This is a genomic window from Streptomyces sp. HSW2009, assembly GCF_040240285.1.
In the GTDB taxonomy this organism is placed as follows: Bacteria; Actinomycetota; Actinomycetes; order Streptomycetales; family Streptomycetaceae; genus Streptomyces.
This window is the reverse complement of the sequence record NZ_JBEHZD010000119.1, coordinates 1-16,487: the sequence shown is the minus strand read 5'-3', so window position 1 is coordinate 16,487 and position 16,487 is coordinate 1. Positions and strand designations below refer to the sequence as shown.

General features: G+C 75.0%; 14 protein-coding genes and 2 pseudogenes. 6 read left to right on the top strand and 10 right to left on the bottom strand.

Annotation, left to right across the window (positions count from 1 at the left end; all coding sequences use genetic code 11):
- The 5 genes and pseudogenes from AAHZ94_RS12080 to AAHZ94_RS12060 form a co-directional block, all read right to left on the bottom strand.
- Positions 1-252: pseudogene (locus AAHZ94_RS12080) on the bottom strand (pseudouridine synthase); the annotation flags it as partial.
- Positions 252-872, bottom strand: coding sequence for an SMC-Scp complex subunit ScpB (gene scpB, locus AAHZ94_RS12075; protein ID WP_502964649.1), 621 nt, complete (start codon positions 870-872; stop codon positions 252-254). The gene scpB and the pseudogene AAHZ94_RS12080, both read right to left, overlap by 1 nt.
- 299 nt (positions 873-1,171) lie before the next feature.
- A complete protein-coding gene (locus AAHZ94_RS12070) occupies positions 1,172-2,665 on the bottom strand; it encodes a segregation and condensation protein A (RefSeq protein ID WP_349992833.1) in 1,494 nt (497 codons plus the stop codon).
- 90 nt (positions 2,666-2,755) lie between these two features.
- Positions 2,756-3,004 (bottom strand): annotated as a pseudogene (locus AAHZ94_RS12065) (hypothetical protein); the annotation flags it as partial.
- A 59-nt stretch (positions 3,005-3,063) separates the two neighbouring features.
- The gene (locus AAHZ94_RS12060) at positions 3,064-4,122 is read right to left on the bottom strand and encodes an enoyl-CoA hydratase/isomerase family protein (RefSeq protein ID WP_349992832.1); all 1,059 of its coding nucleotides are present in this window, start codon (positions 4,120-4,122) and stop codon (positions 3,064-3,066) included.
- A gap of 457 nt (positions 4,123-4,579) precedes the next feature.
- Between AAHZ94_RS12060 and AAHZ94_RS12055 the strand changes: the two genes are divergently transcribed.
- The 5 genes from AAHZ94_RS12055 to cobM all read left to right on the top strand — a co-directional run bounded on the left by AAHZ94_RS12055 (position 4,580) and on the right by cobM (position 10,041).
- Positions 4,580-5,497 carry a (2Fe-2S)-binding protein gene (locus AAHZ94_RS12055; protein WP_349992831.1) on the top strand — a complete coding sequence of 306 codons (918 nt, stop codon included), beginning with the start codon at positions 4,580-4,582 and terminating at the stop codon, positions 5,495-5,497.
- A 193-nt stretch (positions 5,498-5,690) separates the two neighbouring features.
- On the top strand, positions 5,691-6,953 hold the full coding sequence (locus AAHZ94_RS12050; RefSeq protein ID WP_349992830.1) for a helix-turn-helix domain-containing protein: 1,263 nt from the start codon (positions 5,691-5,693) through the stop codon (positions 6,951-6,953).
- A 151-nt stretch (positions 6,954-7,104) separates the two neighbouring features.
- Entirely contained in the window at positions 7,105-7,596 is a 492-nt protein-coding gene (locus AAHZ94_RS12045; protein ID WP_349992829.1) for a hypothetical protein, read from the top strand.
- Between the two features lie 343 nt (positions 7,597-7,939).
- Positions 7,940-9,298 (top strand): precorrin-6y C5,15-methyltransferase (decarboxylating) subunit CbiE, encoded by a 1,359-nt coding sequence (cbiE, locus tag AAHZ94_RS12040; RefSeq protein ID WP_349992828.1) that lies wholly within the window; start codon positions 7,940-7,942, stop codon positions 9,296-9,298.
- Entirely contained in the window at positions 9,295-10,041 is a 747-nt protein-coding gene (cobM, locus tag AAHZ94_RS12035) for a precorrin-4 C(11)-methyltransferase (RefSeq protein WP_349992827.1), read from the top strand. The genes cbiE and cobM overlap by 4 nt, the downstream gene beginning before the upstream one ends.
- 144 nt (positions 10,042-10,185) lie before the next feature.
- Here cobM and AAHZ94_RS12030 read toward each other — a convergent pair whose 3' ends face one another.
- Positions 10,186-10,728 carry a GNAT family N-acetyltransferase gene (locus AAHZ94_RS12030; RefSeq protein ID WP_349992826.1) on the bottom strand — a complete coding sequence of 181 codons (543 nt, stop codon included), beginning with the start codon at positions 10,726-10,728 and terminating at the stop codon, positions 10,186-10,188.
- 176 nt (positions 10,729-10,904) lie between these two features.
- Complete coding sequence (locus AAHZ94_RS12025; protein WP_349992825.1) at positions 10,905-12,095, bottom strand: cobalt-precorrin-5B (C(1))-methyltransferase; 1,191 nt, start codon at positions 12,093-12,095, stop codon at positions 10,905-10,907.
- Positions 12,096-12,538: 443 nt separating this feature from the next.
- Here AAHZ94_RS12025 and AAHZ94_RS12020 point away from each other — a divergent pair, with 443 nt between their 5' ends.
- Positions 12,539-13,306: a cobalt-precorrin-6A reductase gene (locus AAHZ94_RS12020; protein ID WP_349992824.1), complete on the top strand. Its 768-nt coding sequence runs from the start codon at positions 12,539-12,541 to the stop codon at positions 13,304-13,306.
- Positions 13,307-13,655: 349 nt separating this feature from the next.
- Here AAHZ94_RS12020 and cobJ read toward each other — a convergent pair whose 3' ends face one another.
- The 3 genes from cobJ to AAHZ94_RS12005 all read right to left on the bottom strand — a co-directional run bounded on the left by cobJ (position 13,656) and on the right by AAHZ94_RS12005 (position 16,420).
- Positions 13,656-15,167, bottom strand: coding sequence for a precorrin-3B C(17)-methyltransferase (cobJ, locus tag AAHZ94_RS12015; RefSeq protein ID WP_502964648.1), 1,512 nt, complete (start codon positions 15,165-15,167; stop codon positions 13,656-13,658).
- Positions 15,168-15,241: 74 nt separating this feature from the next.
- The gene (locus AAHZ94_RS12010) at positions 15,242-15,868 is read right to left on the bottom strand and encodes a precorrin-8X methylmutase (RefSeq protein ID WP_349992822.1); all 627 of its coding nucleotides are present in this window, start codon (positions 15,866-15,868) and stop codon (positions 15,242-15,244) included.
- Between the two features lie 105 nt (positions 15,869-15,973).
- Positions 15,974-16,420, bottom strand: a complete 447-nt coding sequence (locus AAHZ94_RS12005) for a hypothetical protein (protein WP_502964647.1) — start codon at positions 16,418-16,420, stop codon at positions 15,974-15,976.
- Positions 16,421-16,487 lie beyond the last annotated feature (67 nt).

Below are 16,487 nucleotides of genomic sequence, written 5' to 3'. Positions count from 1 at the left end.
GGCTGGTGTGGTGCGGGGGCAGCCGGTCTGGCGGGCGGCGGGGCCCTGGTGGCTGGGGCCGCCCTTGGCCGCGCCCTTGCCGCCGCCGACGCCGCCCGGCCGGTTGGAGCCCGACTGGCCCGTCTCACCCACGTCGTAGCGGCGCTCCTCGGGGCGCGGGGTGCCCGAGCGCCGCGGCGTGTTGTCGCGCCTGCCGCTTCCCCCGCCCCGGGGGTTTCGGTTGCCGCCGCTGTTCCTGTCGCTGCTTCGCATCAAGGTTCCGTAGTCGAGTGGGCCGTCGTGGTGTCTGCGTCGTCCGGTGCGTCCGGGTCGAACGAGGGGACCCCTTCGAGCGAGTCCGCCTCGACGGCGTCCACCTCCGGCAGGAACGGTGCCAGCTCGGGCAACTCGTCCAGGCCGCGCAGGCCCATCCGCTCCAGGAAGTAGTTCGTCGTCCTGTACAGGATCGCACCTGTTTCAGGTTCCGTACCCGCCTCCTGGACCAGACCGCGCTGGAGGAGGGTCCGCATCACGCCGTCGCAGTTCACTCCGCGTACGGCGGAGACGCGCGAACGGCTGACCGGTTGACGGTACGCGACGACGGCCAGGGTCTCCAATGCGGCCTGCGTGAGCCGGGCCTGCTGGCCGTCCAGGACGAAGGACTCGACGGCCGTGGCGTACGCGGGCCTGGTGTAGAACCGCCAGCCCCCCGCGACCAGCCGCAGCTCGAAACCGCGCCCCTGCACGGTGTACTCGTCGGCCAGCTCCCGCAACGCGTCCGCCCCCGCGCGTCGGGGCTGGTCCAACACTTTGGCCAGGTGTTCTTCGGTGGCCGGCTCGTCCACCACCATCAGCACGGCCTCCAACGCGGGCCGCAGCGCGAGCCGCGCCACGCCGTCGTCAGCGTCGTCGTCAGCGTCATCAGCGCCGTCGGTGCCGTCGGTGCCGTCCGGGGCCGCGGCGTCCTCGGCAGCGGTGTCCGGGGCGGCGATGTCGGGAGCAGCGCCGTCCGGGACGGCGTCCACGGCAGCAGCGTCGGCAGCAGCGCTGTCCGGGGCCGCGGCGTCCACAGCAACAGCGTCCGCGGCTGCTCCCCCGGCGCCTCCCGCCGCGACCGCCTCCGTACGCCGCTCCACGATTCCCGCCGGGGACGGCGCCCCGGGTCCCGGCTCGTACCGCTCGTACCGCTCCGTCATCGGTGCGCCTCCCGCTCGCTCTGTGGCCCGGCCTCGCCCGAACCCCGGTCCGCCGCCCCACCCTGCTCCGCCGCCCCGCCGGCATGCCGTGCCGCGTCGGGGTCCGGGGCCGCCTCCTGGTCGAACTCGTCCGTGACCTGCGGACGCTCCCCCTCCGTACCGGTCCAGCGGATGCGCAGCACGCCCAGCGCCTCTTCCTGGTCCAGGGCAACGGCCCGCTCCCGGTAGAGCTCAAGGAGGGCCAGGAAGCGGGCGACGACCGTGAGCGTGTCGGGGGCGTCGGCGGTCAGGGTCTGGAAGTCGGCGACGCCCAACTCGCGCAGCCTGGCCACCACGACCTCGGCCTGTTCCCGCACGCTGACCAGCGGCGCGTGGATGTGGTCCACGTACACCTGCGGCTTCGCCCTGGGCTGCATCGCCTTCACGGCCAGCTTCGCGAACCCCTCGGCTCCTATCCGGATCACCACGTCGGGCAGCAGGTCGGCGTGGTGCGGCTCCAGGCCGACGGTGCGCGGATAGCGGCGCGCCTCCGCGTCCAGGCGCTCCTGGAAGATGTCCGCGATGCGCTTGTACGCCCGGTACTGGAGCAGCCGCGCGAAGAGCAGGTCCCGGGCCTCCAGGAGGGCGAGGTCGGCCTCGTCCTCCACCTCGGCCGACGGCAGCAGCCGGGCCGCCTTCAGGTCGAGCAGCGTCGCGGCGACCACCAGGAACTCGGTGGTCTGGTCGAGGTCCCAGTCCGGCCCCATGGCCCGGATGTGCGCCATGAACTCGTCGGTGACCTTGGACAGCGCCACCTCGGTCACGTCCAGCTTGTGCTTGGAGATGAGCTGGAGCAGCAGGTCGAAGGGGCCCTCGAAGTTGGCCAGCCGCACGGTGAACCGACCGTCATCCACCGGCCGCTCCACGCCACCGCCCGCACCACCGGCGTCCCTGGCATCCCTGGCATGACCAGCACCGGTCTCCGCGCCGCCAGCGCTGTCGGCGTCCGCGGCATCCGCCGCCCGAGGGCCCTCGCCGCTTCCCGCGGCAACCGCGTCCCCGGCCTCGGTCCCGGTCCCGCCCGCACCACCGGCGGCCGTCTCCCCGGCTTCCCCTTCCGCCTCCGCTTCCCGTTCCGCATCGGCCCGCCGGCCGCTCGGCCGGTCCCCCGGATGGTCCCCCGGACGCCCCATCGCGCGCCGGGCGGCGCCGGGCGTGGTGGGAAGGTCATCGGCGGCCCCACCGGCGTCAGCGGGCCCCGGCGGGTCAGCCGGTGAGGCGTCAGGCCCGCTGCGAAGGGGCTCAGTGGCCCGCTCAGCGCCCGCGTACGCCGGTGCCGGGCCCGTGTCGGCCGGCGGCGGTGCGGCGGCCTCCCGCGGCGGCTCAGCCGGTTCGGTGGGGGGCGACCCCGCGGCAGGCGGCTCGGCGGTGGGGCGGGTGCCTGGGCCCCGGCCGAGGCTGCGGCGGGCGCGCGGCTCGGCGGCCGGGGCGGGGTCGTCGTTGGTGGGCATGCGGTTCCAAGGTGCAGGGGCGGGCGATGGGCCCGTACGAGCGGGCAGGCTACCGCCGCCACCCTGCGATGTGCGGGATCTCCGCGCCGGTCAGCGACCGCGCAGACGCCGTACGAGGATGCTCGCGTCGCCGCGCGACTCCAGGTCGGCCAGGACGACGGCGACCGCCTCGCGGACGATCCGGCCGCGGTCCACGGCGAGGCCGTGCTCGCCGCGCAGCACGAGTCGCGCGTGCTCCAGGTCCATGAGTTCTTCGGCGGAGACGTAGACCGTGATCTTCTCGTCGTGGCGCTCGCGCCCGCTGGGCCGCCGGCCCCCCCCCCCCCCCCCCCCCGGGCCCGCGCGCCCCGCAGCGGGACCGTGCGGCCCAGGCAGGCCGGGCGTGCGGGCCGCGGGCGTTACGGGCGTGCCGCCAGGCCCAGTTCCTCCGGGCCGAGATCGGCGAAGAACCCGGCCACGTCGGCCGGGCTGACGTCGGCCAGGCGGGCGGGGTTCCAGCGGGGCCTGCGGTCCTTGTCGACGACCTGCGCCCGGACGCCCTCCACCAGGTCGGGCAGCGATAGCGCGGCGCACGAGACGCGGTACTCCTGGTCGAGCACCGGTTCCAGGGCGCCGAGCCGGCGGGCCCGGCGCAGCGCGCTGAGCGTGACCTTCAGCGCGGTGGGCGACTTGGTCATGATGCGCTCGGCGGCCTCCTTCGCGGCCGGCACGCCACACTCCTCAAGCCGGGTGACGATCTCCTCGACGGAGTCGGCCGCGTAGCACGCGTCGATCCAGGGGCGGTGCTGCTCCCACTCGTCGGCCGGGGCCGGCCGGGCGAACCTGGCCACCACGTCGGCGACGTCGTCGGTGGCCAACGCCTCGGCGAACGCGGGGAGTTCGGCCGACGGCAGGAAGTGGTCGGCGAAGCCGCCGGCGATGGCGGCGCCCGGGCCCATCCGGTCCGTGGTCAGCGCCAGGTGGGTGCCCAACTCGCCGGGGGCCGCGGCGAGCAGGTGGGTGCCGCCGACGTCGGGGACGAAGCCGATGCCGACCTCCGGCATGGCGAGCGTGGAGCGTTCGGTGACCACGCGCACCGAGCCGTGCGCGGAGACGCCGACGCCGCCGCCCATCACGATGCCGTCCATGAGCGCCACGTACGGCTTGGGGTAACGGGCGATCTGCGCGTTGAGCAGGTACTCGGTGCGCCAGAACGCGCGCGACGCGGTGCCGCCGACGCGGGCGTCCTCGTAGATGGCCCGGATGTCGCCGCCCGCACACAGGCCGCGCTCGCCGGCGCCCGTAAGCAGCACCGCCCGCACCGTGTCGTCCTGCTCCCAGGCGGTCAGCGCGTCGGTGAGGTCGCGCACCATGGCGTGGGTGAGGGCGTTCAGCGCCCGTGGACGGTTGAGGGTGAGCGTGCCGACCTGGCCGCGCACCTGGGTGAGGACGGCTGCGGCGGCGGGGGAGTGGTTCATCGATCTGCTCCGGTGGGTCGCTGGTGGGTACGCGCGTGGCGGGCCCGCATCGATGGCTGACGGGCGCCGGCTCGGCGGGGGTGGCTTGCCGAGGGGCGGGGCCGGGGGAGGCGGATGGACGGGTGGCGGACGGACGGCGGGTCGGGGCGGGCCCGTGGGTGTGGGGGGCACGGGAACTGGTGGTTGGGCGCGTTGCTGGGGCGATCTTCTCAACCCACCCCGGCCGCTATCCCACCCACCCCGGCCGCCATCTCACCCGCCCTGGCAGCACTGGCCACTGGCGATGCGTGCGGCCCGGCAGCACCGGCCACAGGACGCAGGCGACGCACCCACCCCAGTACGTGACGCGCTGCGCGCCCCACCGCGCCAGGCGCCGCCCCCTGGACCCCGGCGCCGGGCGGCCGGTTAGCCTGATCCCGCCCCAGGGGCCCGAGGCCCAGGAAGGACGGGCACGCCGATGCCCGAACCCACCTCGACCACCTCGCCGGCCCAGGTCCTGGCCGCAGTCGCCGCGATCGGTCCCTTCTTCGCCGTGCGCACCGACCCGCCGGGCCCGGGCGGGCCCCGTACGGACGGCTACCTACCGCTCGCCGAGGCGTACGGCACCGGCCCCGGCGGAGCACAGGCGCCGGCCGCCGAGCCGGGGGCGGGGGACCTGCCGGGCGTGGTGGACGTGCCCGGTGCGGCGGACGTACCGGGTGCCGGCGACGTGCCGCCCGGGCTGCGCCACCGGCACGCCACGGTGGCCGGACGACTGGGCACGGACGAGGCCCGGGTGGTGGCCTCGCTCAGCTTCCAGGGGTTGGCGGGCCGGCTGTGGTCGCTGGCCGTGGGCAGCGCCGTACTCGCCGGCCAGGTACCCGACTTCGGCCCGCGGCGGCTGTGGTGGCACCCCGAGCGCAGCGCGCCGGACGAACTGTGGCTGCCACCGACCACGGACGCCGTGGACCGGCCCACGGCGCCGACCAGCGACCCCACGGCCCTCGCCGCGCAACTCCGCAGCGCCGTCGTGGACGCACACCTGACCCCGCTGCACCGGGCGACCACCGCCGCGTCCGGCGTCGCGCGGACGCTGCTGTGGGGGAACGCGGGCTCGGCGCTTGCGGGCGCGCTCGGGGTGCTGGACCGCTGGCTGCGCACGCCGTCGGCGGCCCCTGCGGCGCTCGCCCTCCGGCCGCAGGCGCCGGCGGAGGCGGCGGAACTGGCCAGGGCGCTCAGCCGGGAACTGTGCGCGACCGAGCCGCTGCGCTCGACCGGCGACTGGCTGCCGGGCGCGGGCCCGGTCTTCCGCCGCAGCACCTGCTGCCTGTACTACCGGGTGCCGGGCGGCGGCCTGTGCGGGGACTGCGTACTGCCCCGCGTGCCGGGGCGCTGACGGACGCGGTGCCCCGCGCGAGGGCGCTGGCCGACCGATGACCCGGCGGAGGTGCCGTACGGCTCGGGTCGGGCGGGGGAAGTCCCGTGCGGTTGCAGGTCGGTTGGGGCAGTGCCGTACGCCGCGGGCGGCGGACTCGCAGGGCGAAGGGGAGTACCGTTCTAGGCGTTGACGTGATAACGGAGGTTCCATTATGGCGAACGCGTCCACTCCGCTCGGCGACATTGTTCGCGGCCTTCGCCGCACAGAGGGTTGGAGCCAAGAGCAGCTAGCCGAAGAGGCTCAGCTCTCGGTGGGGACCGTACGGAACATCGAACAGCGCGGGCATGCGCGGCTCGAAACGTTGAGCCGGGTCGCGGCAGCGTTTGGACTCACCACCACCGAACTCTTCGCCTCGGGGACCCCGCTCCCGATCGGCGACGACAGCCAGAACCGCCAACTCCTCGCCCCTCTCCGGAAAGTGCTCACGCCCCCGGTAGGGCTCGGCCTGGAGCCCGAACCCGAACCCGTGGCGGCACCCGTTGAGATGCCGGACCTCGCGGAGATTCGACGGAAGATCGAAGACGGGCTGGCGCTGATCGAGGCAGATCGCTACGACAGCGTGGCGAGGAAACTGCCGACCCTGCTCCAGGACTCCCAAACCGCGGCTGCTTGGGCCGATGAAGAGGATCGTGAAGAGGCCGCGATCGTCCACGCTCACGTACTGCTGCTAGCTGCGAAGCACCTCACCCAGGTGCGCCAGTACGACATGGCGTACCAAGCTTTTGTGGAAGGAATCCGGATCGCGCGGGAGCAAGGGGATCAACCGGTTGCTGCCACTGGGGTTACCGGTCTGTGCTGGCTCTTGCTCCGTCAAGACCGTTTTGACGAGTGTGCGAACCTGGCTGCCACCACCGCGGAAGCGGTCGAGCCAAAGAAAATTTCGGTCGCGACCGCAGGGCAGTTGGCATCGTGGGGGGAACTCTGCCTACGCGTCGCCGCCGCCTCGATTCGCAACAACCGACCGGAAGAGGCGGTCGAGGCACGGCGCAGGGCCGCGATTGCTTCGGCTGCCTTGGGTAGGGAGCACGCCGACTACCGTACCCATTGGAGCCGGTTCGGTCCGGCTACCACGGAGCTGAAGGCGATTGAGGATCTGTCTTTGGCCGGAGACGGACGCGGGGTGTTGAGCCGCGCCGACGAGGGAGTCCTCAGCAAGGGGTCGCTCAAGAGCGTAGGGCGTCCTGCTAGCGCGAGCTGGAATCGGCATCGACTGGATGTGGCCCGAGCTCATGTATCGCTGGGTTCCACAGCCTCCGCCATGGATGAACTCGACCAGATCAGGCAGGACGCCGGCGCATGGGTCCAGCACCAACCCATGGCCCGCTACGTCATGGAAGACATCCTGCGCACGCGGAAGCGGACGTTGACACAGCAGATGAGGGACATGGCTGTTCACCTGAACGTCCAGGTTTGACGCCCACCAAACTACGACCCAGCGTAGTAGTTCGCTAACTGAATGTGGTGGACTGTCAAGTCCCCTATGTGGTGTGCGCCACACCTCCGCCGTACGGTCCAGGCATCAACCGCGACCTGCGATAGCGGATATTCCGTGGCTGGTGTGTGCCATGCAGGAGAGCGTCGCGTGGACCTGGTTTCCTCGGCTGATGCAGAGCGAGTTGGTGGAGGCGTGCGAGCTCAGTGCTCGCCTCGTCCTTTCCCGCCGGGGCGACGACAGACTCGCGCGGTGGGTGCTGGCGCAGGCGATGGATCGGGCGGCCGGAATCTGCGACTCCCGGGAGCGCCATGCATCCCACGGAGTGGGACCTTTGGCGGAAACCGTAATAGGTCTCGTTGAGTTCGAGCCGACGTCATCGCTACACGCTTCGTTGGAGGGTGCGACCGTGGCGGAATTGCCTTCCATGGAAGAGCTGTTACGGCTGGCGATTTCTCCGGACGGGGCGGCGCGGCCCGTCGATTGCCCGCAGTGCGCGAGGTTCAAGCGGCTGCTGAATGACACCCTGGGCTCCGATGCCGCGCCCGCCGTTGCTCAGGTCGTCGACGCCTTGCAGGTGCACATGGTGCTGGGGCACGGGGTTGAGGCGCCGCCCGGGGGCTAGAGGCTGTTCGGGGCTTGGATCATGCGCCCCGTGGGTGCGCCTGGACTGCCTACGAGAGGCCCGCCCGCCCCGCGGTCTAGGCAAGCGGAGGCGCCCTGCGGCAGGGGAGTGCCTTATATGTCCCAGATTAGGTAGGGGGACCCTGCGCCTCGGGCCGGGCGGGGAAGCCCCGAGCGGCGCGGGGCGAAGAAGCACGGGCGGCCTGGCAAGGACCGTTGGAACCCAAGCACGGACCGCGCGGGCCCCCGGCCCCGGGCATCGGGGGCGGGCCGGTCGCGGGGGGATTGCAGCAGGTCAGTAGAGTTCGGCTGCTGCCGTCCCCGACCGTCGAGGAAGCCCAACCGTGAACGCCGCCCCGCCCACCGCCCCAGCCGACGACGCCGGGCCCGTGACGGTCGTGGGCATCGGTGCCGACGGCTGGGGCGGGCTGACGGCCACCGCGCGCGAGGCGCTGCGCGAGGCCGAGGTGGTGATCGGCGGGACGCGCCAGCTCGACCTGCTGCCCGCCGCGTGCCCCGGGCGCCGCGTGCCCTGGCCCACCCCGCTGCGGCCGGCCGTCGCCGGGCTGCTCGCCGCGCACGCCGGGCGCCGCATCGCCGTCCTGGCCAGCGGCGACCCGTTCTGTTACGGCATCGGGCGGGCGCTCAGCGAGGAGTGCGGCCCCGAGCGGCTACGGGTGCTGCCGCACCCCTCGTCCGTGGCGTACGCCTGCGCCAGGCTCGGCTGGCCGCAGGAGGACGTGGACGTGGTCAGCCTGGTCGGCAGGCCGCTGGCCGGTTTGAACCGTTGGCTCTACGACCGCAGGCGGCTGCTGGTCCTCAGCGCCGGCGCCCACACCCCGGGCGAGGTCGCGGCGCTGCTGCGGGAGCGCGGGTTCGGGCCCAGCGCCCTGTGGGTCCTCGAACAACTCGGCGGCGAGCGCGAACGGCACCGCACCGGCACCGCCGACACCTGGCCGGACGAGCCGGGCGACGCGCTGAACGTGATCGCGGTCGAGTGCCGGTCCACCGGCCTGGCCCCGCGGCTCGCCGCCGTACCCGGGCTGCCCGACGACGCGTACGAGCACGACGGCCAACTCACCAAGCGCCGGGTGCGGGCCGCCACGCTGGCCGCGCTCGCGCCGGCCCCCGGTGAACTGCTGTGGGACATCGGCGGCGGCTCCGGCTCCATCGCCATCGAGTGGCTGCGCGCGCACCGCGCCTGCCGGGCGCTGACCGTCGAGCGCGCCCCGGTACGGGCCGCGCGTATCGGCCGCCACGCCGCCGCCCGCGGCGTGCCCGCGCTGCGGGTGATCACCGGCAAGGCGCCCGACGCGCTGGCCGAACTGCCCGTGCCGGACGCGGTGTTCATCGGCGGCGGGCTGACCACGCCCGACCTCCTGGAGACCTGCTGGGCCGCGCTGCCCGGCGGCGGCCGGCTGGTCGCCAACACGGTGACGCTGGAGTCGGAGGCGCTGCTGGCCGACTGGTACCGCAGGCACGGCGGGGAACTCGTCCGCATCGCGGTCTCCCGTGCCGTGCCGGTCGGCGGCTTCACCGGCTGGCGGCAGGCGATGCCGGTCACCCAGTGGGCGGTGACCAAGCCGGTCACCAAGCCGGCCGCCGGAGCCCGGCCCGCAGCCGCTGTCCGCCCCGCAGCGGGGCCGCCCGACGCACCGACCGCCGACCCGGCGGCCGGACCGGACCGAGGAGAAGAACGATGACGGTGTACTTCATCGGTGCCGGCCCCGGCGCCGCCGACCTGATCACGCTGCGCGGCGCCCGCACCCTGGCGCGCTGCGCCGTATGCCTGTACGCGGGCAGCCTGGTCCCCCGCGAACTGCTGGCCGAGTGCCCGCCCGCCGCCCGCCTGGTGGACACCGCGCGACTCGACCTGGACCAGATCACCGCCGAACTCGTGGCCGCGCACGCCGCGGGCCACGACGTGGCGCGGCTGCACTCGGGCGACCCCTCGGTGTTCAGCGCGGTGGCCGAGCAGATGCGGCGGCTGGACGCGGCGGGCGTGCCGCATGAGATGGTGCCCGGGGTGCCGGCGTTCGCCGCCGCGGCGGCGGCGCTGGGTCGCGAGTTGACCGTGCCGACCGTCGGGCAGACCGTCATCCTCACCCGGGTCGCCCAGCGCGCCACCCCGATGCCCGCCGGCGAGGACCTGGCCACCCTCGGCCGCAGCGGCGCCCTGATCGTGCTGCACCTCGCCGCCCGGCACGTGGAGCGGGTGGTGGCCGATCTGCTGCCGCACTACGGCGCCGACTGTCCGGCCGCCGTGGTCGCGATGGCCAGCCGGCCCGACGAACTCGTCCTGCGCGGCACGCTGGAGACCATCGCCGCGCAGACCACCTCGGCCGGCATCACCCGCACGGCCGTCATCATGGTCGGCCGCACCCTGGGCGCCGAGCAGTTCAGCGACAGCTACCTGTACTCCACCGATCGCGAACGGTCCGCGTAGGGCCGCCCGCCCGGCGGCGTCGGCGGGGGCGGGGCAGCGACGCGTCAGCAGCGGCGGCCGGCGCTGACCGCGGGCGCGGGGCGGTACGCGCGGCGGCCAATGAGGCCCGTCACCGCGGCGGTCAGGGGATGTTCGCGGGGCAGGTCACCGCGGCGGTACCGGGAGCCCGGTCGGCCGCGGGACCAGGGTGCGCTGCATCAACAGCGTGTCGATCCACCGCCCGTGCTTGGCGCCGACCGCGGCCAGCCGCCCCGCGTCGGTGAAGCCGTGCCGCCGGTGCAGGGCGACCGAGGCCCCGGTGCCGGCGTCGGCGATGACGGCGATCACCTGCCGTACGCGCGCCGCCGTGCACGCCTCCAGGAGGTCGCGCAGCAGGACGCCGCCGAGGCCGCGGCCGGTGCGGTCGGGCGCCAGGTAGATCGAGCTCTCGACGGTGTGCCGGTAGGCGGGTTTGGCGCGCCAGGGCGCCGCGTAGGCGTAACCCACCACGTCGCCGCAGGACTCGACGGCGAGGAACGGCAACCCCCGGGCGGAGAGCTCGTCGAGCCGCCGCTGCCAGTCGGCCGTCGCCGGCGCGTTCTCGTCGAAGGTGACGACGGTGTGGCGCACGTAGTGCGCGTAGATGGCGCCGACCGTCTCCAGATCGCCCGGCGCCACCGGGCGGACCACCGCGCTGTTGGCTGTCATTCCCGCGAGTCTCGGCCGCCACGGCGACGGCCGGAGGGGCGCCCGTCGGTGGGGCGACGGCCGGTGAGCTGGCGGGCGGTGGGCCGACGGCACCGCGTACGCATCGGGCGGGGCCAGGGGCGTGCGCGGGATGCCGCTGCTCCGTGGGCCGGGCTCCCGGGCCCCGCCGTCGAAGGTCAGGCGCCCGGGCCGCGCGGCTCGGCCCGGCCCACGATCGTGCCGGCGCGGTCGATGCAGATCACGTCGACCGCAACCGGCGCGCCGCGCAACACGTCCAGGGCCTGGTCACGGGCGGTCGCGGCCACCAGGTCGCCCAGCGGGACGCCGTGCGCGGCGCACAGTTGCACCGTCTCAAGCCCGGTGTTGGCCGCGGCCACCGCCGCCGCGAGGGCCTCGTCCGCGCCGGCGTGCCTGGCCAGTTCGGCGAGGAAGCCCTTGTCCACCTGGGAGCGCGCGGAGTGCAGGTCGAGGTGGCCGGCGGCCAGCTTGGAGAGCTTGGCGAAGCCGCCGGCGATGGTCAGCCGGTCCACCGGGTTGCGGCGCAGGTACTTGAGCACCGCACCGGCGAAGTCGCCCATGTCGAGCAGCGCCTCTTCGGGCAGGCCGTGCTCGGCCATCGCGACCTTCTCCGAGGTCGAGCCCGTACAGCCGGCCACGTGCCGCTGCTCCACCGCCCGTGCCACGTCGATGCCGCGCCGGATGCTGTCGATCCAGGCGGAGCACGAGTAGGGCACCACGACCCCCGTCGTCCCCAGGATGGAGAGCCCGCCGATGATGCCGAGGCGCGGGTTCCAGGTGCTGCGGGCCAGCTCCTCGCCGTGGTCGACGGCCACCTCGATCTCAACGTCGCCGCGCCCGCCGAACTCCCGGGCGACCTCGGCGACGTGCTCGCGCATCAGTTGCCGCGGCACCGGATTGATCGCCGGCTCGCCCACCGGCAGCGGCAGCCCGGGCCGGGTGACGGTGCCGACGCCGGGACCGGCCCGGAAGACCACGCCCGAGCCCGCCGGCAACTCCCGCACCCGGCTGCGCACCAGCGCCCCGTGCGTGACGTCCGGATCGTCCCCGGCGTCCTTGACGATGGCGGCCATCGCCCAACCCGACGCCAACTCCTCGGCCGCGAGCGCGAAGGCCGGCTGCTGCCCCCGGGGCAGCGTGATCGTCACCGGGTCCGGGAACTCGCCGCTGAGCAGGGCGGTGTACGCGGCCTTCGCGGCAGCCGTGGCACAGGCCCCCGTCGTCCAACCCGGCCGCAGCCCGGTGTGCTGGAGCTGCGCCTGCCGCCCGCCCGCGGCGACCGCGGCCCCGGCCGGTTCGTCGGGCGTGTCCGGTACATCGGGCGTGTCCGGTACGTGCTGCTCAGCCACGGACGACACCGCCCGGCGCCGGCGCGACGGATGCGGCCCTGACAGATGCCGCCCTGATGACGGATGCTGCCCCGACGGATGTCGTGCCGGCTGACGCCACCTCGGCGATCGGCACGCCCGGCGTGACCGGCGGGCCCGGGACGTTCGGTGTGACCGGCGGGACCAGTGCCACCGGCCGTCCGGCAGCGGGCGGGGCGCAGTGCGGCGGGGCGCAGGCCAGTGGGGTACGCGCGGGGCACCGGCCGGTCGGGGGCGGGGCGGCGGCGCGTACCGTAGCGCGGGTACCCGAATGCCGGGTGCGGGGGGCGTCGTCGCACGTCGGACGGCCCGGCCCGGCGGCGGGCCGGCGCGCAGGGACGGCCACCGCACCGCACCGGGCACTCCCGCGGCCGACCGCCCCCCGGCGGCCGGCGCCACCGCCCGTACGAACCTGGAGCGCGCCCATGACCGCGGCACCGCACGTGCTGATCCTCGCCGGCACCACCGAGGCCAGGCTGCTCGCCGCCGAACTGGTGGCGAACGGGGCCGCCGGGGGCCGTCCGGTCCGCGTGACCAGTTCGCTCGCCGGGCGGGTGGCCGGGCCCAGGCTGCCGGCGGGGCAGGTGCGCATCGGCGGCTTCGGAGGGGTTGACGGGCTGGTCCGCTGGATGCGGGAACACCAGGTGGACGCGGTCATTGACGCCACCCATCCTTTCGCCGACACGATCAGTTCCAACGCCGCGGGGGCGGCGGTCACCGCCCATGTTCCCCTGCTCGCCCTGCGTCGCCCCGGGTGGGTCGCCGCGCCCGGGGACCGCTGGCACCCGGTGGACTCGCTGGCCGGGGCCGCCGCCGCGCTGCCGGGCCTGGGCGAACGGGTCTTCCTCACCACCGGACGGATGGGCCTCGCGGCCTTCGCGCACCTGGCCGACCACTGGTTCCTGGTCCGCTCGGTGGACGCCCCGACCCCGCCGGCGCCGCCCCGGATGGAGGTCCTGCTCGACCGCGGCCCGTTCGACCTCGCGGGCGAGGCGGACCTCCTGCGGCGCCACCGGATCGACGTCCTGGTGACCAAGGACAGCGGCGGCCAGGCCACCGCGGCCAAACTCACCGCGGCCCGCGACGCCCACCTCCCCGTCGTCGTGGTCCGCCGCCCCCGGGCCCCGGCCGGCGTGCCCGCGGTCGAGGACGTGGCGGGGGCCGTGCGCTGGCTGGGGGAGCGGCTGGGCTGAGCAGGGGCGCCGGCCCTGTCCGTACAGGCGTACGGGCGCATGGGCTGCTGGCCGGGGCGGTGCGGCTCCCGCTGTGGCCTGACCGCTGCCACCCCGCCGCCCCGCTGCCCCGAGCGGAAGGGAACGGCCCGCGTACGCGAACGGCCTATGCCCGTGCGTATAGCGAACGGCCGCCCCCGCAGCGGCGCGATCCCGCGGCGAGCCACCCCGCCGGCCAGCGACAAGCCCCCACGCCCGGCCAGCAGGGCGCCCTCAGCCAACGGGGGTTCCACGCCCAGCCAGCCGTGGGCGCCCCACCTCGGCCAGCAGAGCGCCCCACGGCCTCACCCCGCAGAGCGGTAGCGACCCCTCACGCCGGGGGATAGCGGCGCGGCGTCCACACCACCTCGGTTCCGTCGCCCCGCCGCACCGCCCGGGTCTGGGACGAGCCGACCAGCACGATGGTGCGCATGTCGACCTGTTCCGGGTCCAGGTCGCCGAGGCGGACGATCCGTACGCGCTCCTCCGGGCCGCCCACGTCGCGGCCGAGCACCACCGGGGTGTCCGGGGCGCGCAGTTCGAGGAGGAGTTCCCTGGCCTTGCCCACCTGCCAACTGCGGCTGCGCGAGCTGGGGTTGTACAGGGCGAGGACCAGGTCCGCCGCCGCGGCCGAGCGCAGTCGCTCCGCGATGACCTCCCAGGGCTTGAGCCGGTCGGACAGCGAGATGACCGCGTAGTCGTGGCCGAGCGGGGCGCCCGCCTTCGCCGCGGCGGCGTGCGCTGCGGTCATGCCGGGCAGCACCTGCACCGGGACCTCGCGGTAGGGGTCTTCGCAGGCGGCCTCAAGGACGGCCGTCGCCATCGCGAACACGCCCGGGTCACCGGAGGAGACCACCGCCACCCGGTGCCCGCGGCGGGCCAGGTCGAGCGCGAACTCCGCCCGTACCGCCTCCACCTTGTTGTCCGACGCGTGCCGCCGCTGGCCCGCCCTGACCGGCACCCGGTCCAGATAGGTGGTGTAGCCAACGAGGTCGTCGGCCGCGGCCAGCGCGCCGCGCGCCTGCGGCGTCAGCCACAGCGGCCCGGCCGGGCCGAGCCCCACGACCACGACCTCACCGCCCGCCGCCGGCCCGGCCTGCGCCGCACCGCCGGAGCCGGCCTGCGGCTGCTCGGCGGGGTTCGCGGGTTCCGGCGCGGCATCGCCGGGCCGCTGGGCGCCGATCCGGCTCGGCAGCAGGGCCATCGAGAAGTACGGCACCGAGTCCGGATCCACATCGGCCAGTGCCGCGGTGCGCTCCGCGCTCATCGTGGCCCGCTCCACGTACCGCGCCTCCGCCAGCCGCCCGGAGCGCTCCAGCGCCCGCCGTACGGTGGGGAAGGTGCGGCCCAGCTTCATGATGGCCGCGGAGTCGGTGGCCGCAAGCCGCGCGGTGAGCTCCTCCTCGGGCAGCGTGCCCGGCAGGATCGTCAGCACCTCCTCGGCCTCCACCAGCGGCGCCCCGGTGCGCGCCGCCGCCGCGCTGACCGAGGTGACGCCGGGGATCACCTCCGTCGGGTAGCGGTCCGCGAGGCGCTTGTGCATGTGCATGTACGAGCCGTAGAACAGCGGATCGCCCTCGGCGAGCACCGCCACCGTGCGGCCCGCGTCCAGATGGGCGGCGAGCCGGGCCGCGGCCTCGGCGTAGAAGTCCTCCATGGCGCCGCGGTAGCCGCCCGGGTGGTCGGTCGACTCGGTGGTGACCGGGTAGACCAGCCGCTCCTCGATGTGGTCGGGCCGCAGGTGCCGCTCCGCGATCGCGCGGGCGATGCTCCGGCCGTGCTGGGCGCTGTGGTACGCGACCACGTCGGCGCCGCCGATCACCTCGACGGCCCGCAGCGTCATCAACGACGGGTCGCCCGGGCCGAGCCCGACCCCGTACAGCTTGCCGGTGCCGGCCGGCCGCTCCTGCTGCTCGCTCACTCTTCCTCGCTCGCTATCGCATTGATCGCGGCGGCGGCCATGGCGCTGCCGCCCCGCCGTCCGCGCACCACCAGGTGGTCGAGCGCCGCCGGGTGCCCGGCCAGCGCTTCCTTGGACGCGGCGGCGCCGATGAAGCCGACCGGCACGCCGATGACCGCGGCGGGTCGCGGCGCGCCCGCCTCGATCATCTCCAGGAGCCGGAACAGCGCGGTGGGCGCGTTGCCGATGGCCACCACGGACCCCGCCAGCCGGTCGCGCCACAGTTCGAGCGCCGCGGCGCTGCGCGTGGTGCCCATCTCCTTGGCCAGTGCGGGCACCGCCGGGTCGGCCAGGGTGCACAGCACCTCGTTGTCGGCGGGCAGCCGCTTGCGGGTGACGCCGCTGGCGACCATGTTCGCGTCGCACAGGATGGGCGCACCGGCGCGCAGCGCGGCCCGCGCCGCGGACACCACCTGCGGTGTGTACGCGAGGTCCTTGACGAGGTCGACCATGCCGCAGGCGTGGATCATCCGCACCGTGACCTGGCTGACGTCGGGCGGCAGGGCGGCGAGGTCGGCCTCGGCGCGGATGGTGGCAAAGGAGGCGCGGTAGATGGCTGCGCCGTCCTTCTCGTAGTCGAACACTGTGTCCTCGATGTCCCTCGGTCTGTCCTCGATCGGTGTGGGCCGCCGCGGGTGGGCGCCGCGGCGGCCCGGTACGGCGGGGGCGGGCGTCGGCCCGCCCGGTGGCTATGAGACGGTGCGCGCTGCCGCCAGCACGCCCGCCAACTCTCCGGGCGCAACCGGCAGGTCGGGCGGTTGCCGGCGGGACGGCTCCGGTGGCCCGGCGCACTCGCCCCGCCCGGCCGCGCCGGCCGGCCCCGGCCCCACCTGAACCTCCGGCCCCGGTCCTGACCTCGTATCCGTCCCCGTCCCCGTCCCCGTCTCCCGCTGTGCCGTCGGGGCCTTGCCGGCCCGCTGTTCCGCCGCGCCGGGAGTCGTACGCGGCGTGCGCTCCGTACCCGTGACGGTCACCCGATAGCCGTCGACGCCCGCGAGCACGTCGACCCAGCGTCCCTGGGGGTGGCCGCAGCGCCGCTCGCAGCCCGACCAGTAGACGGGCAGCAGCGGTGCCGGGCGGTCGGTGGGGGCCGGGCCCGCGCCGCGGGCCGCGGGGGGGCGGTCGCGTATAAACATCAGACGCTGCCGCCGCTACTCCGTGTGTTGATCTCGGTGGTGGCCGGTTGATTTAAAAAAAAGGGGG